Origin of the sequence: Streptomyces sp. NPDC059866 (genome assembly GCF_042731325.1) — a bacterium.
GTDB classification, from domain to species: domain Bacteria; phylum Actinomycetota; class Actinomycetes; order Streptomycetales; family Streptomycetaceae; genus Streptomyces; species Streptomyces flavusporus.
Map to the genome: position 1 here is coordinate 65,430 of NZ_JBHWJT010000007.1, position 19,016 is coordinate 84,445.

General features: G+C 70.5%; 13 protein-coding genes, 1 other RNA gene and 2 pseudogenes. 6 read left to right on the plus strand and 10 right to left on the minus strand.

What is annotated here, in order from left to right; all coding sequences use genetic code 11:
- Window positions 1–492: 492 nt before the first annotated feature.
- On the plus strand, window positions 493–1,530 hold the full coding sequence (locus ACFV7R_RS12570) for a helix-turn-helix domain-containing protein (RefSeq protein ID WP_385263359.1): 1,038 nt from the start codon (window positions 493–495) through the stop codon (window positions 1,528–1,530).
- 219 nt (window positions 1,531–1,749) lie between these two features.
- Window positions 1,750–2,682 carry an alpha/beta hydrolase gene (locus ACFV7R_RS12575; RefSeq protein ID WP_385262972.1) on the plus strand — a complete coding sequence of 311 codons (933 nt, stop codon included), beginning with the start codon at window positions 1,750–1,752 and terminating at the stop codon, window positions 2,680–2,682.
- Between the two features lie 357 nt (window positions 2,683–3,039).
- On the opposite strand, the gene ACFV7R_RS12580 is transcribed toward ACFV7R_RS12575, so the two are convergent.
- From ACFV7R_RS12580 to ACFV7R_RS12595, 4 genes are all read right to left on the minus strand, one after another.
- Entirely contained in the window at window positions 3,040–5,295 is a 2,256-nt protein-coding gene (locus ACFV7R_RS12580; protein WP_385262974.1) for a helix-turn-helix domain-containing protein, read from the minus strand.
- Between the two features lie 823 nt (window positions 5,296–6,118).
- A complete protein-coding gene (locus ACFV7R_RS12585; protein ID WP_385262976.1) occupies window positions 6,119–6,733 on the minus strand; it encodes an FMN reductase in 615 nt (204 codons plus the stop codon).
- Window positions 6,730–7,815 (minus strand): LLM class flavin-dependent oxidoreductase, encoded by a 1,086-nt coding sequence (locus ACFV7R_RS12590; protein ID WP_385262979.1) that lies wholly within the window; start codon window positions 7,813–7,815, stop codon window positions 6,730–6,732. The genes ACFV7R_RS12585 and ACFV7R_RS12590 overlap by 4 nt, the downstream gene beginning before the upstream one ends.
- Window positions 7,816–8,478: 663 nt before the next feature.
- Window positions 8,479–9,315, minus strand: a complete 837-nt coding sequence (locus ACFV7R_RS12595; protein WP_385262980.1) for an alpha/beta fold hydrolase — start codon at window positions 9,313–9,315, stop codon at window positions 8,479–8,481.
- Between the two features lie 1,284 nt (window positions 9,316–10,599).
- Here ACFV7R_RS12595 and ACFV7R_RS12600 point away from each other — a divergent pair.
- Window positions 10,600–11,607 carry a helix-turn-helix domain-containing protein gene (locus ACFV7R_RS12600; protein WP_385262983.1) on the plus strand — a complete coding sequence of 336 codons (1,008 nt, stop codon included), beginning with the start codon at window positions 10,600–10,602 and terminating at the stop codon, window positions 11,605–11,607.
- A gap of 315 nt (window positions 11,608–11,922) precedes the next feature.
- Here the strand turns inward: ACFV7R_RS12600 and ACFV7R_RS12605 are convergent, their stop codons facing one another.
- From ACFV7R_RS12605 to ACFV7R_RS12625, 5 genes and pseudogenes are all read right to left on the minus strand, one after another.
- Window positions 11,923–12,366 carry a peptidoglycan-binding protein gene (locus tag ACFV7R_RS12605; RefSeq protein ID WP_385262985.1) on the minus strand — a complete coding sequence of 148 codons (444 nt, stop codon included), beginning with the start codon at window positions 12,364–12,366 and terminating at the stop codon, window positions 11,923–11,925.
- A 646-nt stretch (window positions 12,367–13,012) separates the two neighbouring features.
- An RNA gene (rnpB, locus tag ACFV7R_RS12610) (RNase P RNA component class A) lies at window positions 13,013–13,418 on the minus strand.
- Window positions 13,419–13,533: 115 nt separating this feature from the next.
- A pseudogene (locus ACFV7R_RS12615) lies at window positions 13,534–13,857 on the minus strand (EamA family transporter); the annotation flags it as partial.
- Window positions 13,858–13,960: 103 nt separating this feature from the next.
- Window positions 13,961–14,314: pseudogene (locus tag ACFV7R_RS12620) on the minus strand (EamA family transporter); the annotation flags it as partial.
- Between the two features lie 19 nt (window positions 14,315–14,333).
- Window positions 14,334–15,161 (minus strand): AraC family transcriptional regulator, encoded by an 828-nt coding sequence (locus tag ACFV7R_RS12625; RefSeq protein ID WP_385262987.1) that lies wholly within the window; start codon window positions 15,159–15,161, stop codon window positions 14,334–14,336.
- Between the two features lie 251 nt (window positions 15,162–15,412).
- On the opposite strand from ACFV7R_RS12625, the gene ACFV7R_RS12630 reads away from it, so the two are divergent.
- Both ACFV7R_RS12630 and ACFV7R_RS12635 read left to right on the plus strand, forming a co-directional pair.
- Window positions 15,413–16,165 carry a MerR family transcriptional regulator gene (locus tag ACFV7R_RS12630; protein WP_385262990.1) on the plus strand — a complete coding sequence of 251 codons (753 nt, stop codon included), beginning with the start codon at window positions 15,413–15,415 and terminating at the stop codon, window positions 16,163–16,165.
- Entirely contained in the window at window positions 16,162–16,764 is a 603-nt protein-coding gene (locus ACFV7R_RS12635; RefSeq protein WP_385262993.1) for a hypothetical protein, read from the plus strand. The genes ACFV7R_RS12630 and ACFV7R_RS12635 overlap by 4 nt, the downstream gene beginning before the upstream one ends.
- On the opposite strand, the gene ACFV7R_RS12640 is transcribed toward ACFV7R_RS12635, so the two are convergent.
- Complete coding sequence (locus tag ACFV7R_RS12640; RefSeq protein WP_385262996.1) at window positions 16,715–18,148, minus strand: RNB domain-containing ribonuclease; 1,434 nt, start codon at window positions 18,146–18,148, stop codon at window positions 16,715–16,717. The two genes, ACFV7R_RS12635 and ACFV7R_RS12640, sit on opposite strands and share 50 nt — an antisense overlap.
- A 75-nt stretch (window positions 18,149–18,223) precedes the next feature.
- Here ACFV7R_RS12640 and yaaA point away from each other — a divergent pair, with 75 nt between their 5' ends.
- Window positions 18,224–19,006 carry a peroxide stress protein YaaA gene (yaaA, locus tag ACFV7R_RS12645; RefSeq protein ID WP_385262999.1) on the plus strand — a complete coding sequence of 261 codons (783 nt, stop codon included), beginning with the start codon at window positions 18,224–18,226 and terminating at the stop codon, window positions 19,004–19,006.
- Window positions 19,007–19,016: the final 10 nt, after the last annotated feature.

Sequence of the window (19,016 nt, forward strand, 5' to 3'; positions counted from 1 at the left end):
GACAGGTGGTTCTCCCGCCCCAGCGAGTACGCCATGTCCGACTCCTCCGAAATACGCGATCGTTCACAGAAGGCGATCACGTCTCCGCCGACGTTGGCCTCACTCCTGCGCACCGGTCGGGGCGCGGTTTCGGCGCCTGACGCCATGTCAACGGTACTTCGGTGGGTGGCTGGCTTCTTTCCTCACGGCGCCCTGTGCTGTGCCGGTACTGCACAGCACAGGACGTGCCCGTCCGCTCCCGCGATTTCTGCCTACTTTTCTGCCTGGAGATGGAAGAGGTCCGCTGCTTGGCTGTTCGGTGCGGGCGGGAAACCCGGGCCTCGCCGAAGCGGTCCGGTTGCGTTCCAGCGAGGTCGCTGCCCGTACGACGAGCCGTCCGGCCCTGCCGGGCACCGGTCGCAGCCTTCCGGGGAGGTGGTGCGGCCGTCCGTCCTGTTCCCGTTCGTTCCAGCCCCGGAGTCAGTTCCTGTGGGGGAGAGCACCTTGAGCTTGATGTTGACGACCGCCTCCGTGCCGGACCTGGACAAGGTCGCATACTGGAACAACGCGGTGAGCAGGACGCTGGTGCCGATGACGGTCGCACCGCGGGGCGACGGCCCGTTCGACGGCCGGATCGCCACCGACCGCCTCGGGTGCCTGCGGGTCTCCACCATGGAGGCCGACGCGGAGCGGGTCAGCCGCACTCCGGCACTGATCGCCCGATCGTCCGAGGCGCTGGTGGCGGTCGGTGTCCAGGTATCGGGCACGGCCACCTTCATCCAGGACGGCCGACGAGCCGAGGTGGGCGAGGGCGACCTCGTGGTGTACGACACGACCCGGCCGTACTCCTTCGACTACCCGGAGCGGTTCACCACGCACGTCTTCCAACTGCCCCGCCACATGCTGGGCGTGCCGGACAGCGACATCCTTGAGGTCTCCGGCACCGTCATCGGCCCCACGGACGGCTTCGGAGCGGTGCTGCAGCCCTTCCTGAGCACGCTGGCCACCTCGGCACACTCGTACTCCCCCGCCGTCGGAGGCAAGCTGGCCAACAGTGTCATCGACCTCTTGGCCACGCTGGTGGCGGAGCGGACCCGGCAGGTACCCGCGGATGCGGATACAGCCGGAAGCCACTTCGTGCTGCGCATCCGCAACCACATCGACCGAAAGCTGGGCGACCCGGCTCTGTCCCCGGAGGCCATAGCGAAGGCGCACCACATCTCCGTCCGTTACCTGCACCGGCTCTTCGAGGGTGAGGGGATCACCGTCGGCCGGCTCATCCAGCAGCGCCGCCTTGAGGAGTGCGCACGTGAACTGGCCCGCCGCGGCAGGACGGCCCCCACCGTGTCGGCGGTGGCTCAGCGATGGGGCTTCGTCAGCCCCGCTCACTTCAGCCGCGCCTTCCGCGCCGCCTACGGCGTCTCCCCCCGCGAATGGCGCACCCTGCGCACCGCCCAGGACGACGTCGGGCGGTCCCCGGGGGGCGCGCCGACGCCGTCGTGCACGGTGGCCGACCGACCGGGAGCTGGCCTCCCGCCGTCCAGCTCGTAAGGTGCCAGCTCGGAACCGTGCGCGCGGCCCTGTGCCTGCGGCGGCAGTGCCCCGGCCCGGCAGCCGCAGCATCGCGTTCCGCCTCTCGGCCAGACGCCCGGTGCACCGAACAATCCTTTCGCTTCAAGTTCCCTTAGCCCTCTCGGCAGGAGACCTGTGACCGACCTCTCCCCCTCGTTCGTCCGACACCCGCTCTTGGACCACCCCACCAGAGCGTTCGTGGACAGGCACACCTGCCCACCGTCGACGCACGAACCGGACCTGGAACAGGCCCGGCTGGACCTGGCCCGTCTCCAGGGGAAGGACGACCCCGACCCCCTCGACAAGGAGGACACCTCCACGGAGTGGTTCGCACTGCCGGGCGGGCCGACCGGTCACGTACGGGTGAAGGTGGTCAGGCCCGCCGACAGCGTCGGCGAGATCCCCGTCGTGCTGTTCCTGCACGGGCTGGGCTGGGTCCTGGGCGACGCCGGCACCCATGAGCGGCTGGTACGCGCGTTCGCCCTGGGCACGGACGCGGCCGTGGTCTTCGTCGACTACGAGCGTGCCCCCGAGGCGCAGTACCCGGTCGCCGTCGAGCAGTGCTACGCGGTCGCGAAGTGGATCCGCGAGCGAGGCGGCGAGATCGGTCTGGACGGAAGCCGGATGGCCGCGGTGGGCGACTCGGCGGGCGGCAACCTGGTGGCGGCGCTGACCCTGCTCGCCAAGGAGCGCGGAGGGGTGCGGCTGCTGCAGCAGGTGCTGCTCTGCCCGGTCACCGACGCGGACTTCGACACCCCCTCGTACCGGGAGTTCGCCAAAGGCTACTTCCTCGGCCGCGAGACCATGCGCTGGTTCTGGGACCAGTACCTCCCCGACGTACGGCAGCGCAGCGAGGCCACCGCGTCACCGCTGCAGGCTTCCCTCGAGCAGCTCACCGGACTCCCCCCGGCGCTGGTGATCACCAGCGAGGCCGACGTGGTACGCGACGAGGGCGAGGCCTACGCGGCGAAGCTCCGTGCGGCCGGCGTCGCGGTGGTCTCCATGCGCTACCACGGGACAATTCACAGCTTCATGGTGCTCGATCTGCTACGCGACACGGACGCCGCCCGCGCCGCCCTCATGCAGGCCCTCGACACCGTACACGTGGCCCTGCACCGGCATCGCGGCTGATTCCTTCCGCCTTCCGCTCCGGGCAGGTGCACGAAGGGGCGCCCAGGCCACATCCCCCGTGCGCGAGCAGGCAGGTACCGCCGCCCGTACCGGGGTGGCTTCGGGGTGCGGCCGCGCGACGGAGAACGGACCGGTACGAGCCGCAGAACACGCCCGAGAGACGAGGAAGACCACTGTGGAACCCTTCAAGATCGTGGCTGTTTCGGCCGCCTCAGCCAGCCCTCGTCGACACGCCTGCTGGCCGACCGGCTCGCCGAGGCGACCCGACAGTCGCCCGAGGACCGGTCGCCCCGCCCGCCCCGTTCGACGTCCAAGTCGTCGAGTTGCGCGAGCTGACCGCGCGGCGGCAGGCGTTGCTCACTCGGCGGGCAGCGAGTCCAGGAGCTGCTGTGCGGTCTCCAAGTCTTTGCTGTCGGCCGCGTCGCCGAGGGCGAGGGCCTGACGGAGGCAGGAGCGGGCTTCCTCGGTTTCTCCCAGTTCGATCAGGGCCTCTCCCAGATGCAGTAGCACGCTGCCCTTCATGTGGGGAATGCCGATGCGGTTGGTCTGGGCTACAGCATTGCGATAGTGGCCGGCGGCCTCGCGCCACCGCCGCAGGGCGGCGTAGTCACGACCGAGTGAGTGGGCCACCGTTGCACGGGTGATGTCGGCAACGTGCCCGCGCACCGGGGACTCGGGTGCATCAAGGAAGGCGATGATGCGCTCATGCTGGTACAGGGCTTCCTCGGCACGGCCGAGCATGCGCAGGGAGACTCCGTAGGTCAGCATGGCGTTCAGCCAGGTCCCGTGATCACCGACGCCGTCCAACAGGTCGATGGCGGCGAGAGACTTGTCGGCGGCCGCCTGGGCCTCGTCGAGGTGCCTGTGCGCGATTGCCGCATGCGCCAGTGCTGAGGCTTGCTGGGAAGCGTCGTGGGCGCGGCGCGCGTATTCCAGCGCTTCGTCGGCCCGTTCGATGGCCTCACGGGGCCGGGAATCGTAGGAGAGGGCCCAGGAGCACATGTTGAGGTGGAAGGCCTGCATGTACGGGTCGTCAAGTGCGGCAGCGGCCTCGCTGGCCAAGCGAAAGACCTCGGGCCAGTGTCCCCAGAAGACCCACAGGTCGCAGAACCATTCCATGGCATAGGCGGTCTCCACGACCCGGGTGTGCTCACCCCTGTGGGCGGCGCTGCGCAGCGCGGCGAGCCAGGCGGGGGCTTCGCCCTGGAGCCAGGTCCGGGCCTCCTCGGCGCTCTCCAGCGGGACCAGGCCCTGCCAGGAGGACGGCGGCGCCCCGTACTTGGGCTTGTACCAGCGGCCGGCGACCAGGGCGGTGTCCAACAGCCACGTTCGCAGCCGGTCCTCGGCCGCTTCCCGCTCGCCGGGATCCTCCTCGCGGGACAGCCGGGCACGGGCGAACAGCCGCAGCAAGTCGTGCAGCTGGTAGCGGCTGGTGAAGGCGGTCTGCAGCAGTCCGGCCTCGACCAGCTCCTCCATCACATCCTCGGCCTCGAAGACGCCGGTCGCGGTCAACGCGGCGCCGTAGGCGGCGGTCATGTCCGGCCCCGGAACCAGGCTCAGCAGGCGCAGCATCCGGGCGGCCTGGCCGGTCAGCTGCCGATAGGACAGCTCGAACGCCGCCTCCACCCGCACATCACCGGCAGCAAGCGCACCCAGGCGGCGCTCCTCGTCGGCCAGACGGCGAACCAGGTGGGCCACGCTCCATCCAGAGCGGACCGTCAGCCAGTTCGCAGCCACCCGCAAAGCCAACGGCAGACGCCCGCACAGCTCCGCCACCTGCGCCACAGCCTCGGCTTCCGCATTCGCCCGCTCCGCGCCGAGGATCCGGCGCAGCAGCTCGACCGCCTCCGCCTGTGCCATCTCCGACAGCGCCAGCCGTTCGACATCCTCCAACCCCGACAGGGGCCGCCGGCTGGTGACCAGCACCAGACTCCTCCCGCCCGCGGGCAGCAACGGACGGACCTGCCCCTCGTCGCGGGCGTTGTCCAACACCACCAGGCACCGGCGCTCACCCAGCAGCGCCCGCAGCAACCCCGCACGACCCTGCGCATCCTCCTGCGCCAGTCGGCGGTCCGACACCCCGAGGGCCTTCAGCAGCTTCAGCAGCGCCTCGCCCGGGTCCACAGGGCCTTCCACCCCGTGCAGGTCCACCACAAAGCACCCGTCAGGGAACTCCTCCGCCAGATCCGCTGCCGCCTTCAGCGCCAGCGTCGTCTTCCCGCACCCCGGAGGACCCGAGACGACCGACACCGACACCCCCACGCCGGCGCGGGCCCGTTCCGCCGCCTCCCGCAAAAGCGCCAACTCCGGGCCACGCCCCGTGAAGTCCCCCACCGATCGCGGCGGCACAGCCGTCCCCGCCACCCTCACCGCACGCGTCGGACGCCCCGCCCGAGCAGCGGCCAGCAGCGCCTCCCGATCCGCCTCCGCAAGCCCCAGCCCGTCCGCCAGCGCCACCACCGTACGCCGCTGCGGAACCCGGCTGCGCCCCCGCTCCATGTCGCCGATCGCCCGGACACTCACCCCCGACGCCTCAGCCAACTCCTCCATCGTCAAACGGCCCCGATGCCGCAGACCACGCAGAACAACCCCGAACGACTTCTCCCCGGACATGACCCCACCCCGTTCTCCCCGACGGAAGAATACGGCGTGCTTCTCCAGGCCCAGCCTCAGGGCGGCGGCAGCAGCCGCCCCCGCGACCCCGTCACCACTGAACCGCCGACGCCCCCCTCTCCTGGGGCCTGGTCGCCGCGTCCGGCCACTCATCAGTCCCGATGTGGAGCGCTACGGTTACCAGCCGGCCGGCACTGCCGCTGCGGCATACCCCTCCGCCGGGAACCGGGTCTTGCCACTGCCCGGAGCCCCCTCAACGCACACGACCCCGCCGTGGCCACGGGCAAGAGCGGTGAGTCGTGCCTCAGTGAATGCCAGTTCCTCGTCCCGGCCGCGGACCGGCGCCTGTATGGCATCCGTTCTGCCGGCAGGGGGACCGCTTCGTAATCCGGTCCACGTGCCATCCCGAAAAGCCGTGGCCGCACGGAATGCAGCTCTGGCAGGCGTGCGGCGCAGTGAATCTGCACGCAGCATGCCATATGGGAGCCGGAACGGCTGGAGTGTCTTTCGAGGCAGAGGTGCTCGTCTCCGGAGAGCCGGGGGCGGTGACCTGCTCGGGCCGGGGTGGCCGGACCTGTCGTCACTGTGCGGAGCGGCCGCCTACTCAGTGTTCCGAGGCCCAGTACAGGCGCGCCGGGAGGGGCACGACCGCGCCCAAGACAGTGACCACCCTCCAGCCGCCGGAGTGGTAGACCAGCGATCCGACCCGGGAACCCAGGGCGCCACCGCAGAACTGCCCCGGGGAGCCTGGACCGGAAAACACGACCGGATCACTGGACGGATGCCGCGAGAGGACGTGCTCTCTCAGTGACCCGCCGGGGCCTCAGTCGAAGCGCAGGTCGGAGAGCTGCCGTTCGAGCGCGGTGATGTCGTCCTCGGGCGTCTCCTCGGCCGGGCGGGCAGCCATCACGGCGGCAAGCTCTCCGGCCGCCCGCCGTATGCGTGCGGGCAGGCCCTCGGTGTACTCGTCGCCGCCGGATCCCCAGTCCTCGGAGGCCGCGTACACCGCGGTGGGTACGACGGTCGCGCGCAGGTAGGCGAAGAGCGGGCGCAGGGCGTGGTCCAGGACCAGGGAGTGGCGGGCCGTGCCTCCCGTCGCCGCGACGAGGACCGGCTTGCCGGTGAGGGCATCGGGGTCGATCAGGTCGAAGAAGGACTTGAACAGTCCGCTGTAGGAGGCGGTGAACACGGGGGTCACGGCGATCAGGCCATGGGCGCCCGTCACGGCGTCGATGGCGGCAGCCAGTTGCGGCGGAGGAAATCCGGTCACGAGGTTGTTGGCGACGGCGACGGCCAGTTCCCGCAGCTCGACGACATCGACCTGCACGTCGTGGCCCTGGTCGGCCAGATAAGCGCGGGCCGACTCGGCGAGACGGTCGGCGAGCAGACGGGTGGAGGACGGGGTGCTCAGCCCCGCGGACACGGCAACCAGCTTCATGCCGCGGCCACCTCCTGAACGGCCCGCAGGGACGTGTGGGTGGGAGCGTCCGGCACGTCGGCCGGGCGGCCGATGGCGAACTCCTTCCGCAGCACGGGCACCACTTCTTCGCCGAGGATGTCGATCTGTTCCAGCACGGTCTTCAGGGGCAGCCCCGCGTGGTCCATGAGGAAGAGTTGCCGCTGGTAGTCGCCGACGGTCTCGCGGAAGGACAGCGTCCGCTCGATGACCTGCTGGGGAGAGCCCACCGTCAGCGGAGTCTGCTCGGTGAACTCCTCCAGCGAGGGGCCGTGCCCGTAGACGGGCGCGTTGTCGAAGTAGGGGCGGAACTCGCGTACGGCGTTCTGGGAGTTCTTCCGCATGAAGACCTGCCCACCGAGGCCGACGATGGCCTCCTCGGGCCGGCCGTGACCGTGGTGGGCGTACCGCCGCCGGTACAGCTGGACCATCCGCCTGGTGTGCTCGGCGGGCCAGAAGATGTTGTTGTGGAAGAACCCGTCGCCGTAGTACGCGGCCTGCTCGGCGATCTCCGGCGAGCGGATCGAGCCGTGCCACACGAACGGCGGGACCCCGTCCAGCGGCCGGGGCGTGGACGTGAACCCCTGCAGCGGCGTGCGGAACTTGCCCTCCCAGTTCACGACGTCCTCGCGCCACAGGCGGCGCAGCAGCGCGTAGTTCTCCTTGGCGAGGTTGATGCCCTGGCGGATGTCCTGGCCGAACCACGGATACACCGGGCCGGTGTTGCCGCGCCCCATCATCAGGTCGACCCGGCCGTCGGCCAGGTGCTGGAGCATCGCGTAGTCCTCGGCGATCTTCACCGGGTCGTTGGTGGTGATCAGCGTCGTGGCGGTGGACAGCATCAACTTCTCGGTACGGGCGGCGATGTAGCCGAGCATCGTGGTCGGGGACGACGGTACGAACGGCGGGTTGTGGTGCTCACCGGTCGCGAAGACGTCCAGGCCGACCTCCTCCGCCTTCAACGCGATGGCGACCATCGCCTTGATGCGCTCGCGCTCCGACGGGGTACGGCCGTTGGTCGGGTCGGGGGTCACGTCCCCCACCGAGAAAATTCCGAACTGCATGTGTGGGCCTCTTCGTTCCTGCAACTGTGTGTGTTCCGGAAATGTAGGCATCCGTCAGGCGGCCGCCATGCTGTGAGTGCAGAGGAGCTTGCCCGTCAGCGCCCTCTCTGGGCCTGCGTGATGGGCCCTGCCTGTGCGAGCCGCAAGTGTGCGGCGTCGGAAAAGTGCACGGGCGCTCGGAGGCAACGTCGTACCTGGTCTGCGGCCTGGCGTGTCTGTGCCACAGGGTGCGATCGCGTCCCTCCCCCCTGACCGGCTCGGCCGCCGCAACGGACGCGGCAGGCGGCAGCTGCCCCGGCGAAGGCCTACCAGGGCAATGAGGCGTCCACCGATCCTGCCGCTCGACGAGCCGATGACCGCCTGGACCGCCCCACCGACGAGGCGCTCCAGGCCGCACTGCCCAAGGCACTACCCGAGACCGCATTGGTGATTGCCCTGCAGGAGCAGAACCTCAACCGGTTGGACAACGCGCCGACCGCCGTCGTACGACTCAGCCAGTCCCTCGACCTGCTGCAATCCGGCACGCAGACGGCGAGCCAGCGCTGGGGAGACCACGGTCACAGGCGCAGCGCAGGGGGAACGCGAACTGCCCCACCGGCTCTCCGGACGGGCAGTTGGCGAACGTAGGCCCTGCGCACTACGGGACGACGGTCCGGCGCCGGGTCACTTCCGCAGGAAGGTGAGGAGTGCCGCGTTGACCTCCTCCGCGTGGGTCCACAGCAGGCCGTGCGGAGCGCCCTCGATCTCCACGTAATCGGCGGACGGGAGCGCCTTGTGGAACGGCTGCGCGGTGCCCTCGGCGGGCAGGATGCGGTCGGCCGTGCCATGCAGGATCAGGGCCGGCACGTCGATGGCGGGGATGTCGGCCCGAAAGTCGGTGTACCAGGTCGACGGCGCGGCGGCGGCGGCGAAGAAGCCACCGCCCGCGGCGACGTTCCAGCTGTTGCGGACGGCCTCCTCACTGATCCTGGTGCCGAGGTTCTCGTCGAGGTTGTAGAAGTCCTTGTAGAAGTTGGTGTAGTAGGCGTAGCGGTCCGCCTTGACGGCCGCGACGACCCCGTCGAAGAACTCCTTCGGGGCCACCCCGTCCGGGTTGTCGTCGCTCTTGAGCAGGCACGGCTCCAGCGAGGCCAGGAAAGCGACCTTGGCGACCCGTGCGGAGCCATAGGTGGACACGTACCGGGCGACCTCACCGGTGCCCATCGAGAACCCGACGAGGACCGCGTCCCGCAGGTCGAGGGTCTCCATCACGGTGTTCAGGTCGGCCGCGAAGGTGTTGTAGTCGTAGCCGGTCGTCGGCTGGCTGGACTGTCCGAAACCGCGACGGTCGTAGGTGATCACGCGGTAACCGGCGTCGAGCAGAACGGCACTCTGCCGCTCCCAGGAGTGGCCGTCGAGCGGGAAGCCGTGGATGAGGACGACCGGCTGCCCGGTTCCGTGGTCCTCGTAGTAGAGGTCGATGGTGGTGGAGTTCTCTTGGCCCACGGTGATGAACGGCATGCGTTGCTACCTCGTTTCCAAATGTCTGACAGGGAACTCGGTCACGCTAGGCCGGACGCCGCGCCGCCAGTTGTCACGTAGCGCACCACTCCTTGCCCGCAGACGCAGAGATCACGGACGTGGACAGGCCAAGGACCGGGCGTTGACAGGCGATGCGCCCTCTGCCTTCCTTCCTGCTGTTCCGTTCGTGCCCGGGTCGTCGCTTGCCGGATTTCCTAACCTGACCGCAGCATCCGGCTGCCAGTCCATGCGGGGCAGGCGGAAGATCCTTTGTGCGGCGATGGCCAGCGGAGCGTCGGCGACCGACGACAACGCCGCAGATGGGCGTGCCAGCCCCCGCGTCTCCGGCATGATCCGCCGGACAGGCCCTAGGCCATGCACCGAGGACCGCCCTGCGCGCGTCCGGCTGCAGAGGGGCGTGGGTCGTGGTGCCATGGCGTGGCCCTACCGACCCCAGACCAACGGCAGGTCGAGCGCTTCAAAACCACACCCTGCTGAACGAGTGGGCGTGCGCGAAGCCATACCCGCTCAGAGCAGTGCGACGTAAGGCCTCCCGAAGTGGCTGCATTCCTCCAATCGCCACTGCGGACTCACCACGCTCGCAGGCCCGCGTCCCCGTCCTTCAGGGCAACGCACCCAGCTCGGAGCAACGAACCAAGATCATCCCGTGGGACTTTTCAGGGATTTTCAGCTCCGTCCGAGGGACTTTTAGCCGCGTAACACGGCAAGGGCCTGACAGACCCGAAAGAGCCTCCGCCGCAGGTCAGAGGCCATTTCCGAGGTAAAGCCGCAGGTAGCGGCAGACGAGTCGGGCTGTACGCCGGGGACAGTCCCACATTCTGCGGGCCTATGGCTTGACCTGCACACTTGTCCTCTTGCCGGGGTCCAATGCACAACTGGTACACAACGTGACAGGCCAGTGCCGGGCAGTGGAGCCGCATGTGCTGCCCATCCGGGTGTCGTGGGGCCGCCTGTGCGGGGCCCGGTGGCGCAGCAGATCGCCGGTGCCGGCGAACAGCCACTGGAACAGGTCCGTCTGGTCGGCGGATTCGGGCGGAACCCGCCCGTCGGCAGTGCTCAACGTGCAGCGGTACGACGAGACGCGGGCTGGCTGACACGGACATGGCATACTGTCGACGCTTGGCTGCGGGGGCCGGGATGCCTTCGCCGTGCGCGGTGGAACAGCCCTGTAGGCCAGGTTCTCTGGAACCACCCGTGTCATGGAGTGAGGTGGGGGGAACGGATCGTCGTGCGATCAGGCCTGTGCGGACGAGGGCCCGTCTCATGAACTCGGTCCTGGACACGTCCCTCATACCGCAGCAGGACCGGGAGGAGACCATCCGCTCGGCGCTGTGGGAATCCTTCGTACGGGTCGATGTCGACCACCACCGTCCGGCCAGGGACATCTCCGTGCGGATGGGGCTCGACGCTGTCGGGCCGATCCGGATCTGCTCGGCGGAGTCGACGGCGGTCACCGTGCGCCGGACGAGTCGGCTGGCGCGGGAGGACGAGGAGCCAGCGGTCTTCGTCGGACTGCAGATGTCGGGGACCAGCCTGGTGGAACAGCACGGCCGCCAGTCCCTGCTGCGGCCGGAAAACCTCACGGTGTACGAGTCGATCGCGCCCTACACCTTGCATTTCGGCCGGGCCCTCGACCACCACTTCCTGCGCATCCCCCGGGCGGTGCTCGCGCTCCCCGACCTGGCGCTGCGCGACATCGCCGCGATCCCGCTCGGCTCCGACAACCCCGTCGCGCGCCTGGCCTTCCGGTACTTCGCCGAACTGGCCGTCAGCGAGGACACGCGCGGCGGGGTGTACGCCGAGGCGATCGTCCAGCCGAGCATCGAGCTACTGCGGGCCGCCGTGACGTCCCAGCTCGGCACGTCCCGGGTCAATCGTGCGGCGCTGGAGGCGTCTCTCGGGCTGCGGATCATCCAGTACGTCCGGATGAACCTCGCCGACCCGACGCTGTCGGCCGCGCGGATCGCCGCCGCGCACGGCATCTCGGTGCGGCATCTCTACACGGTGCTCGCCCAGTCGGGGATCAGTCTCGGCGACTGGATCCGCTCCCACCGGCTGGCGGAGTGCAGACGGGAGCTGGCCGGACCGGGCGGGCGTCTGCGGACCATCGCGGGAATAGCCCGGAGCTGGGGTTTCCCGGACCCGACCCACTTCAGCAAGGCGTTCAAACGGGCGTACGGCATCTCGCCGCGGGACTGGCGGGAGCACCACCATCCCGGGCCGTCGAGGCGCGGGTCCGGCCGGGGCGCCCGGACGGCGGACGTGTCCTGACGCCGGCGCTCACCCGCCGAGCCGTATCCGGCCCCCGGCCCCCGCGTACGCGGGCGGGCCGGACACGGCCGTGATCACACCGCGAAGTTGGCGCAAGACGTCGGTGCCCGCCGGTGCGAACCTGGCGTCGTTGACGCTTGGGCCTCGGTAACACAAACGGAACCGACGGTATCGATGAGCTTGATCTCGAACAGAGGGAGGACCCCGGCGGCATCACCGGAGTCCTCCGTCGTGGTGGGGTGGTCACAGGGCGGCCTTCCGGTGTGAAGTACGCGAGGAGGTGTCCGGAACTGCCGCTTGAGCTGCCTCGATGCGTCAGCTGCTGAGCTTGGCACAGTAGGCGTGTGCTCCGCTGCTGGTCCGGTGCGACCAGTTCATCGCGCTGCGGGTTTCCGGTCCGTATTCGCCGTCCACGCCGACGCCGAGACGCTGCTGAACGGAAACTACCGCAGCCCTGGTTGCGGGACCGTACGCACCGTCTACGGCCAGTCCCGCCCCGTAGCACTTGTTCAGCGAGAACTGAAGTGCACTCACTCCGCTGTTCTGACTCCCGTACTTGAGGTAGCACCAGTAGGGATCGGCAGGAGCGTAGTTCTGGTGCGGCAACAGGATGTGATAGCTCCCCTTGGCGAACTGCTTGGAGGTGTTGCATTCGTAGTTCGCAACAGCTGCGGCAGACGATGCGGTAGCAATCGCGCCGCCCAACAGGCCGGCAAGCAAGGCACCGACCGACAGGATGCTCGCGGAACGCTTCTTCATGCGTTTCTCTCTTCGATGCGGGGGTGAGCGCACAGGCGCAGGTCACGTGTGCCGTGAAGCGCGCCGCCTGTTCGGCGGTGGCGGTGCGCCGCACGGCAGGAGACTAGACGCCGGTACCGGCGCGGACTTGGTCGTGCGTGCACAGAACTTGGCCAGTCGTGCGGAGGGCCGTCGCCACCGCGGTCCTCGCCGAACTCCACGACGAATGGATGGACGCCCTCCATCCCGATGCCCCGATCGTTCTCGCAGCAGCGTCAGACGACTGATCACTTGCACCACGCGCAGGACACCACCCGCGCCCGGTGACCGGGGAGTGGGTTGGCGTCGCCTGCCAGACCTGCGCGTCAGCGTCCGCTCGGTGCAAGCGATGGAGAAAGGCGTGGGACAAGGGCGGTCCACGCGCTCTGCGGTCACAGGGGCCTGCCGCGCACGGCTGGGAGGGGAGGTGGGGCTGCCGCGGCTACACCCGTATGGGCCCCTCAGCCCCGGCGGCGTGCCCATCACGCTCCAGGGGAGTGCCGCCCCAGTGCACAATCAGTGCACACTCCCGTGGGAACACCCGGGAAATCCGCGGGTCGAAGCGGGAAGTCCGTCCCGACGCGGAACGGCCCCGATCGGGGAGTTTCCCAGGTCGGGGCAGTGAAGACAGACGAGTCAGGCTGTACGCCGGGTTCTGTTCCCCCGGGCCCTCGCGGGCCCGGAGGCGACGGCCATCCATCTAGGGCCGGCGTTGCCGTCGGCCTCGTGCGGTCTACCCGCGGACTCGGGCGGGCAGCCCTCGAACGTCCGCGCAGAGCGCGTTTTACGACGCTCCTTTTGACCTTGCTCCGGGTGGGGTTTACCTAGCTGCCCAGGTCACCCTGGGCACTGGTGGTCTCTTACACCACCGTTTCACCCTTACCGAGGGCCGAAGCCCCCGGCGGTTTGCTTTCTGTGGCACTGTCCCGCGGGTCACCCCGGGTGGCCGTTAGCCACCACCCTGCCCTGTGGAGCCCGGACGTTCCTCGGGAAGCCCCGCTAAGGGGACTCCACGCGGCCGTCCGCCCGGCTCGTCTGCCGTGTCGACCATGGTACCGGGCGTGTGCGCTTCGTCGGACCGGCAGCCGTGGCCAGGACCGAGCCCGTCAGGATCAGCGCGAAGGCGACCGCGATCGAGGCCGTCAGGGGCTCGTTCAGGAGGACGGCGCCCGCCGTCACCGCCACCGCCGGGTTCACGTACGTGATCACCGTGGCCCTCGTCGGGCCCGCCTCCTTGATCAGTTCCAGGAACGCGACGAAGGCTATCGCCGTGCAGATCACGCCCAGGGCCACCAGGGCGGCCAGGGCCTGCGTGGACGGCATCTCCGCGGGCCAGGTGGCCGCCGCCGCGGGGGCGTAGACCAGCGCCGACAGGGTCAGACAGGGCGCTATGAGGTGGAGCGACGGGACGTCCTTCAGGTGGCGGGCGGCTATCAGGGGAGCCGTCGCGTAGCCCAGCACCGTCAGCAGCACCTCCGCCAGGGAGCGCGCGTCGCCGCCCGTCAGATGGGGGGGCGGTCAGGACCGCCACTCCTGCCAGGCCCAGGGACAAGCCCGTGATGCGGCGGGCGCCCAGCCGTTCCGCCGCGCCGAAGAAGCGGGCCAGGACCACGCCGACGATCGGCACGCCTGCGATCAGCAGGCCCGCCGTGGAGCTGGACAGATGGCGCTCGGCGTCGGTCAGGGTCCACCAGGGGCCGATGATCTCGATGCACGCGAAGGCCAGCATGGGCTTCCAGTGCGCCCGTACCGTGCGGGTCAGGCCTCCCTGACGGAGGGCGAACGGGAGCAGAAGCGCCGCGCCCAAGGCGCACCGCGTGAAAACCACCATCGACGGGGACATCTCGTCCACCGCCACCTTGATCAAGAGGTAGGGGATGCCCCAGACCACTCCCATGAGGGAGAACAGGAACCAGCCGCGTGCAGTCATGCGGGGAGTGTCGGTCCGGTCAGTCCCTGTTGTCTTGAACGCTGTTGCGGTACGCCGCCGGCGTCACCGCCAGCACCCGCCGGAACCACCTGGTCAGGTGCGCTTGGTCCGCGAAGCCGACCAGGCCCGCGACCTCCGCCGGGCGCAGCCCGGACTCCAGCAGGCGGCGGGCCCGGTGCACCCGGTACTGGGCCAGCCAGGCGTACGGCGGTATCCCCATCGTCGTGCGGAAGGCCCGTAGGAGCTGGTAGCGGGACAGGCCCAGTTCGGCGGCGAGGTCGGCCAGGGAGGGGGGTGCGAGGAGTTCGTCGGCGAGGCGGTCGCGTACGGCGTGGGCGATGCGGTCGGCGCCGGGGACGGTGTCGTCGGTCGCGCGGGCCGTGGAGTGGCGGCGGGCCAGGGCCGTGAGCAGCCAGGGCAGGCGGGACTCGGCCTCCAGCGGGTCGGGGCAGCGGGCGATGTCCGTGTGCGCGGCGCGCAGGGCACGGGCGAGTTCCGGATCGTCGAGGACGGGCTCGCGGAAGTGCGGGAGCCCGCCGAAGGTGCCGTCGCCCAGCAGGGACGGGTCCGTGTACAGGGCGCGGTAGGCGTAGCCGTCGGGGGCGGCGGGGCCGCCCGTGTGCATCTCGCCGGGTTCGAGGACGACGATGGAACCCGGGCCGGAGTGGATACGGCCGCCTCGGTAGGCAATCACCTCGAGCCCGCCGACGGTGACACCGACGGTGAGCTCCTCATGGGCGTGCGGGGCGTAGACGTGCCGGGCGAAGCGGGCGGTGAGCAGGTCGAGGGGCGGGCCTGAGCGGCCCAGTCGTGCCCTGGTCCAGCTGGCCTGTTCCTGTGCGCTCATCTCACACCCCCGAGGGGTGCAACGCCGTGGGGCTCAGAGAAAGTCCGACGTGTCCAGGCCGAAGGTGAACGGCTCCGGGAGGGCGAGCGGTTTGCCGAAGGGGCGGGTCCAGTGCCACGGCCGTGATGCCCTCTCTCCATCGGTCGCTCGCAGGCCGGCACATCTGCGGATCACCCCGCCTTGGTTCGCGAGCCGTTCCCTCGACGGTGGCCGCTTGACCCTGCCGCAACGTCAACGTCTCTACTGAAGGCATGCGGATCGGAGAACTCGCCGCGGCCGTCGGCGTCACCACGCGGACCGTCCGGCACTACCACCACCAAGGCCTGCTGCCCGAGCCGGAGCGGCTGTCCAACGGGTACCGGGACTACACGTTGCGGCACGCCGTCGTGCTCGCCCGGATCCGGCGGCTCACGGAGCTGGGGCTCGGGCTCGCCGAGGTGCGGGATGTGCTCGCGGACGACGCGGGGCGGGACCTGAGTGAGGTGCTGGAGGAGCTCGACGCGGATCTGGCGCGGCAGGAGGCGGCGATCCGGGAGCGGCGGGCGCGGCTGCGGGCGCTGCTCGACGCGGAGCGGCTGCCGGACGAGGGGCCCGTGTCGCCGGAGCTGGCCGAGCTGTTCTCCGGGATGGGTCAGGCCTCCTCCCACTCCCCCATGGCCGCCAAGGACCGGGAGATCTTCGCGCTGCTGGACACCGCCGCATCTCCGGAGGACCGGGAACGGCTGATGGGCGCGTTGCGCGGGGCACTGGACAGCCCGGCGGCGGTGGCGCGGGCGCATGAGGCGTACGCACTGCTCGACGCGCTCGCCGAGGCCGCCCCGAACGACCCGCGCGTCGACGAAGCGGCGCAGGCCCTCGCCGACCTGCTGCCGCCCGAGATACTCCCTGCCGAACCCGTCGATCACGGCCACAGCTTCCTGCGCGCCTTCTACGCGGACCTGGCCCCGGCCCAGGCGGAGGCCATCCGCCGGGCGCTGCGCATCGTGTCGGAGGAGCGGCGATGAGGACGGCGTACCGGCTGTTCCGGCATGAGCTGCGGTTGTTCGTGAGCCTGGTGTTGTGGGTGGCCCGGCGGACCGACGGCACCGGCCGTGGACGCGCCTTCGGGTATGCGCGCGGGCAGCGCGCCGTCCTGTTCGGGTTCGCGTACGTGTGTGTGGTGGAGACGGTCGTGATGTCCGTGCTGCTGCACCGCTGGCCGGCCGTGCACCGGGTGGTGCTGTTCCTGGACGTGTACACCGTACTGATCGTCATCGGCCTGCACGCGGCGTCCGTGGTCCGTCCGCACGTGCTGGAGCCCGGAGCACTGCGGATCCGCAAGGCCGCCCATCTCGACCTGCGGATACCGCTGGACCGGATCGCGGCCGTACGGCGGGAGCTGCGCACGACCCACGGGAAGGCCGACGGCGAACTCGACGTCGAGGTCGGCGGGCAGACGACGGTCACGCTGGAGCTGGCCGAACCCGTCACGCACACCACCTTCCTGGGCCGGCGGCGCGAGGTGCGCGTCGTGCGCGTGTACGCCGACGACGCCGCCACCCTCGTAGCGGAGATCACGCAGGCGCGAAGCGCACCTTTGCCGCTGCCGGATCTGCCTGGGTGAGGCGGACCTGCAGGCGTTCGCCCAGCGGGAGGTGTTCGCCCTCGATCCGGCCGATGACGGCCGGGGACTCCAACTGCACGGTCCCGACGGTCGGGTGGCGTTCCTCCAGGTCCACCACGACGCCCGTGAAGACGTCCCCGACCCGGTCCTTGAGCAGCGCGGCCTCGACGATGTCCACGCACTGCCGCTCCACCGTGCCCGCCCGCCGTGCGCCCTCGGCCATCTCCGCGGGCAGCGCGTCGAGCGCGGCGAGCACCCAGTCCGGCGGGTCCTGGTCGGTGGCGGCGGCTAGGCAGATCTCGGCGGCGTACCGGTCGGTGAGGCGGCGCAGGGGGGCCGTGCAGTGGGTGTAGGGCGCGGCGACGGCGGAGTGCGTGGTGATCGGCGGGAGCGCGCCGTTGCGGAAGACCGTGTAGCCGGCGCCGCGCAGCAGGGTCGTGCACTCGTGCAGGAAGGCCGCGTGGCGGGGGTCGTGCGGGTCGAGGGAGCGGACCAGTTCGGCGTACGAGACGTGGTGCGGCCAGTCGATGTGCAGGGCGTGCGCGGTGCGGCGCAGGCGGCCGACTGCGCCGTCGGGGGCGGTGGGCAGGGTGCGCAGGACGCCGGTGCCGTAGGAGAGCATCAGGTCGGCCGCGGCCATGCCGGTGAGCAGGGAGATCTGTGCGTTCCAGCCGTCGGCGGGGAGCGGGGCGCGGTAGGCCGGTTCGTAGGTGTGGTCCCGCTCGACGATCTCCTGCTCGGGCACGCCCAGCGAGATGCCGCCGCGCTCGGTCTCCAGCCGCTCGCGCAGCAGCCCGACGGTCTTCAGGAGGGCGAGCGGCTCCTCGGCGGTCCCCGCGTCGATCTCCCGCTGCACGCCCGCGTAGTCGAGTCTGACCCGGCTGCGGACGAGGGCGCGGCGGACGTCGACGGCGAGCGTACGGCCGTCCGCGTCGAGGTCGATCGTCCACAGCACGGCGGGGTGGGGCTGTCCCGGCAGCAGGCTCGCGGCGCCCTCGCCGAGGACCGCCGGGTGCAGCGGACTCCTCTCGTCCGGGAAGTACAGGGTCATCACCCGCCGGTGGGTCTCGGCGTCGAGCGGGCCGCCGGGTACGACGAAGGCGGCGACGTCCGCGATGGCGTACCGGAGGCGGTAGCCGGTGCCCTGCCGGGACAGGTGGAGCGCCTGGTCGAGGTCGGTGGCGGCGGGAGGGTCGATGGTGAAGAGGGGGATGTCGGTGGCGTCGTAGGACGGCAGTGCGGGGGCCTTGGCCGCCCGTTCGGCCTCGGCGAGGACCTCGGCCGGGAAGCCGTCGGACACACCGAGCTCGGCACGCAGCGCGGCGAGGGCGGCCCTGAGGGGGGTGTCGGGGGCGCCGGTCACTCGGATGGGGCGGCGGGGCATACAGCGAGCGTAGGGCGGGGGCACCCCGGTGGCACGCCGTAACCTCTGTCGCAGAGTTCTAGGTGAGGAGTACGCGTGCTTGTCCTGCTGCCGCCCTCGGAAGGCAAGGCCCCTTCCGGCCGTGGCGCCCCGCTGAAGCTGGAGTCGCTTTCACTGCCGGGGCTCAACGACGCCCGTTCGGCGGTGCTCGACGAACTCGTCGAACTCTGCGCCGGCGACGAGGTCAAGGCGCGCGAGGTGCTCGGGCTGAGCGAGGGACTGCGCGGGGAGGCCGCCAAGAACGCGGAGCTGCGCACCGCCGGGGCGCGGCCCGCCGGGGAGATCTACACGGGTGTGCTGTACGACGCCCTGGACCTGGCCTCCCTCGACCCGGCCGCCAAGCGGCGTGCCGCACGCTCCCTGCTGGTCTTCTCCGGGCTGTGGGGTGCCGTCCGGGTGACGGACCGCGTCCCCTCCTACCGCTGCTCGATGGGCGTGAAGCTGCCGGGGCTCGGCGCGCTGGGCGCGCACTGGCGTGCACCGATGGCCGCCGCGCTGCCCGAGGCTGCCGGGAGCGGGCTGGTGCTGGACCTGCGGTCCTCGGCGTATGCGGCGGCGTGGCGGCCGAAGGGCGAGCTCGCCGGGCGGACGGCGACCGTGCGGGTGCTGCACGCGCCGACGCGGAAGGTGGTCAGCCACTTCAACAAGGCGACCAAGGGGCGGATCGTCCGCAGCCTGCTGTCGGCCGGGGCGATGCCGAAGGGTCCTGCCGAGCTGGTGGAGGCGCTGCGGGACCTCGGGTACGAGGTGGAGGCGCAGCCTCCGGTGAAGGCGGGCACGGCGTGGGGGCTGGATGTGCTGGTGGACGAGATCCACTGAGTTCGTTGCA

Coding starts and splice junctions, on each gene's coding strand:
- ACFV7R_RS12625 (WP_385262987.1), bottom strand. CDS start 15,161: ATGAGCGCACAGGAACAGGCCAGCTGGACCAGGGCACGACTGGGCCGC.
- ACFV7R_RS12630 (WP_385262990.1), top strand. CDS start 15,413: ATGCGGATCGGAGAACTCGCCGCGGCCGTCGGCGTCACCACGCGGACC.
- ACFV7R_RS12600 (WP_385262983.1), top strand. CDS start 10,600: ATGAACTCGGTCCTGGACACGTCCCTCATACCGCAGCAGGACCGGGAG.
- ACFV7R_RS12595 (WP_385262980.1), bottom strand. CDS start 9,315: ATGCCGTTCATCACCGTGGGCCAAGAGAACTCCACCACCATCGACCTC.
- ACFV7R_RS12640 (WP_385262996.1), bottom strand. CDS start 18,148: ATGCCCCGCCGCCCCATCCGAGTGACCGGCGCCCCCGACACCCCCCTC.
- ACFV7R_RS12580 (WP_385262974.1), bottom strand. CDS start 5,295: ATGTCCGGGGAGAAGTCGTTCGGGGTTGTTCTGCGTGGTCTGCGGCAT.
- ACFV7R_RS12605 (WP_385262985.1), bottom strand. CDS start 12,366: ATGAAGAAGCGTTCCGCGAGCATCCTGTCGGTCGGTGCCTTGCTTGCC.
- ACFV7R_RS12585 (WP_385262976.1), bottom strand. CDS start 6,733: ATGAAGCTGGTTGCCGTGTCCGCGGGGCTGAGCACCCCGTCCTCCACC.
- ACFV7R_RS12570 (WP_385263359.1), top strand. CDS start 493: ATGTTGACGACCGCCTCCGTGCCGGACCTGGACAAGGTCGCATACTGG.
- ACFV7R_RS12590 (WP_385262979.1), bottom strand. CDS start 7,815: ATGCAGTTCGGAATTTTCTCGGTGGGGGACGTGACCCCCGACCCGACC.
- ACFV7R_RS12635 (WP_385262993.1), top strand. CDS start 16,162: ATGAGGACGGCGTACCGGCTGTTCCGGCATGAGCTGCGGTTGTTCGTG.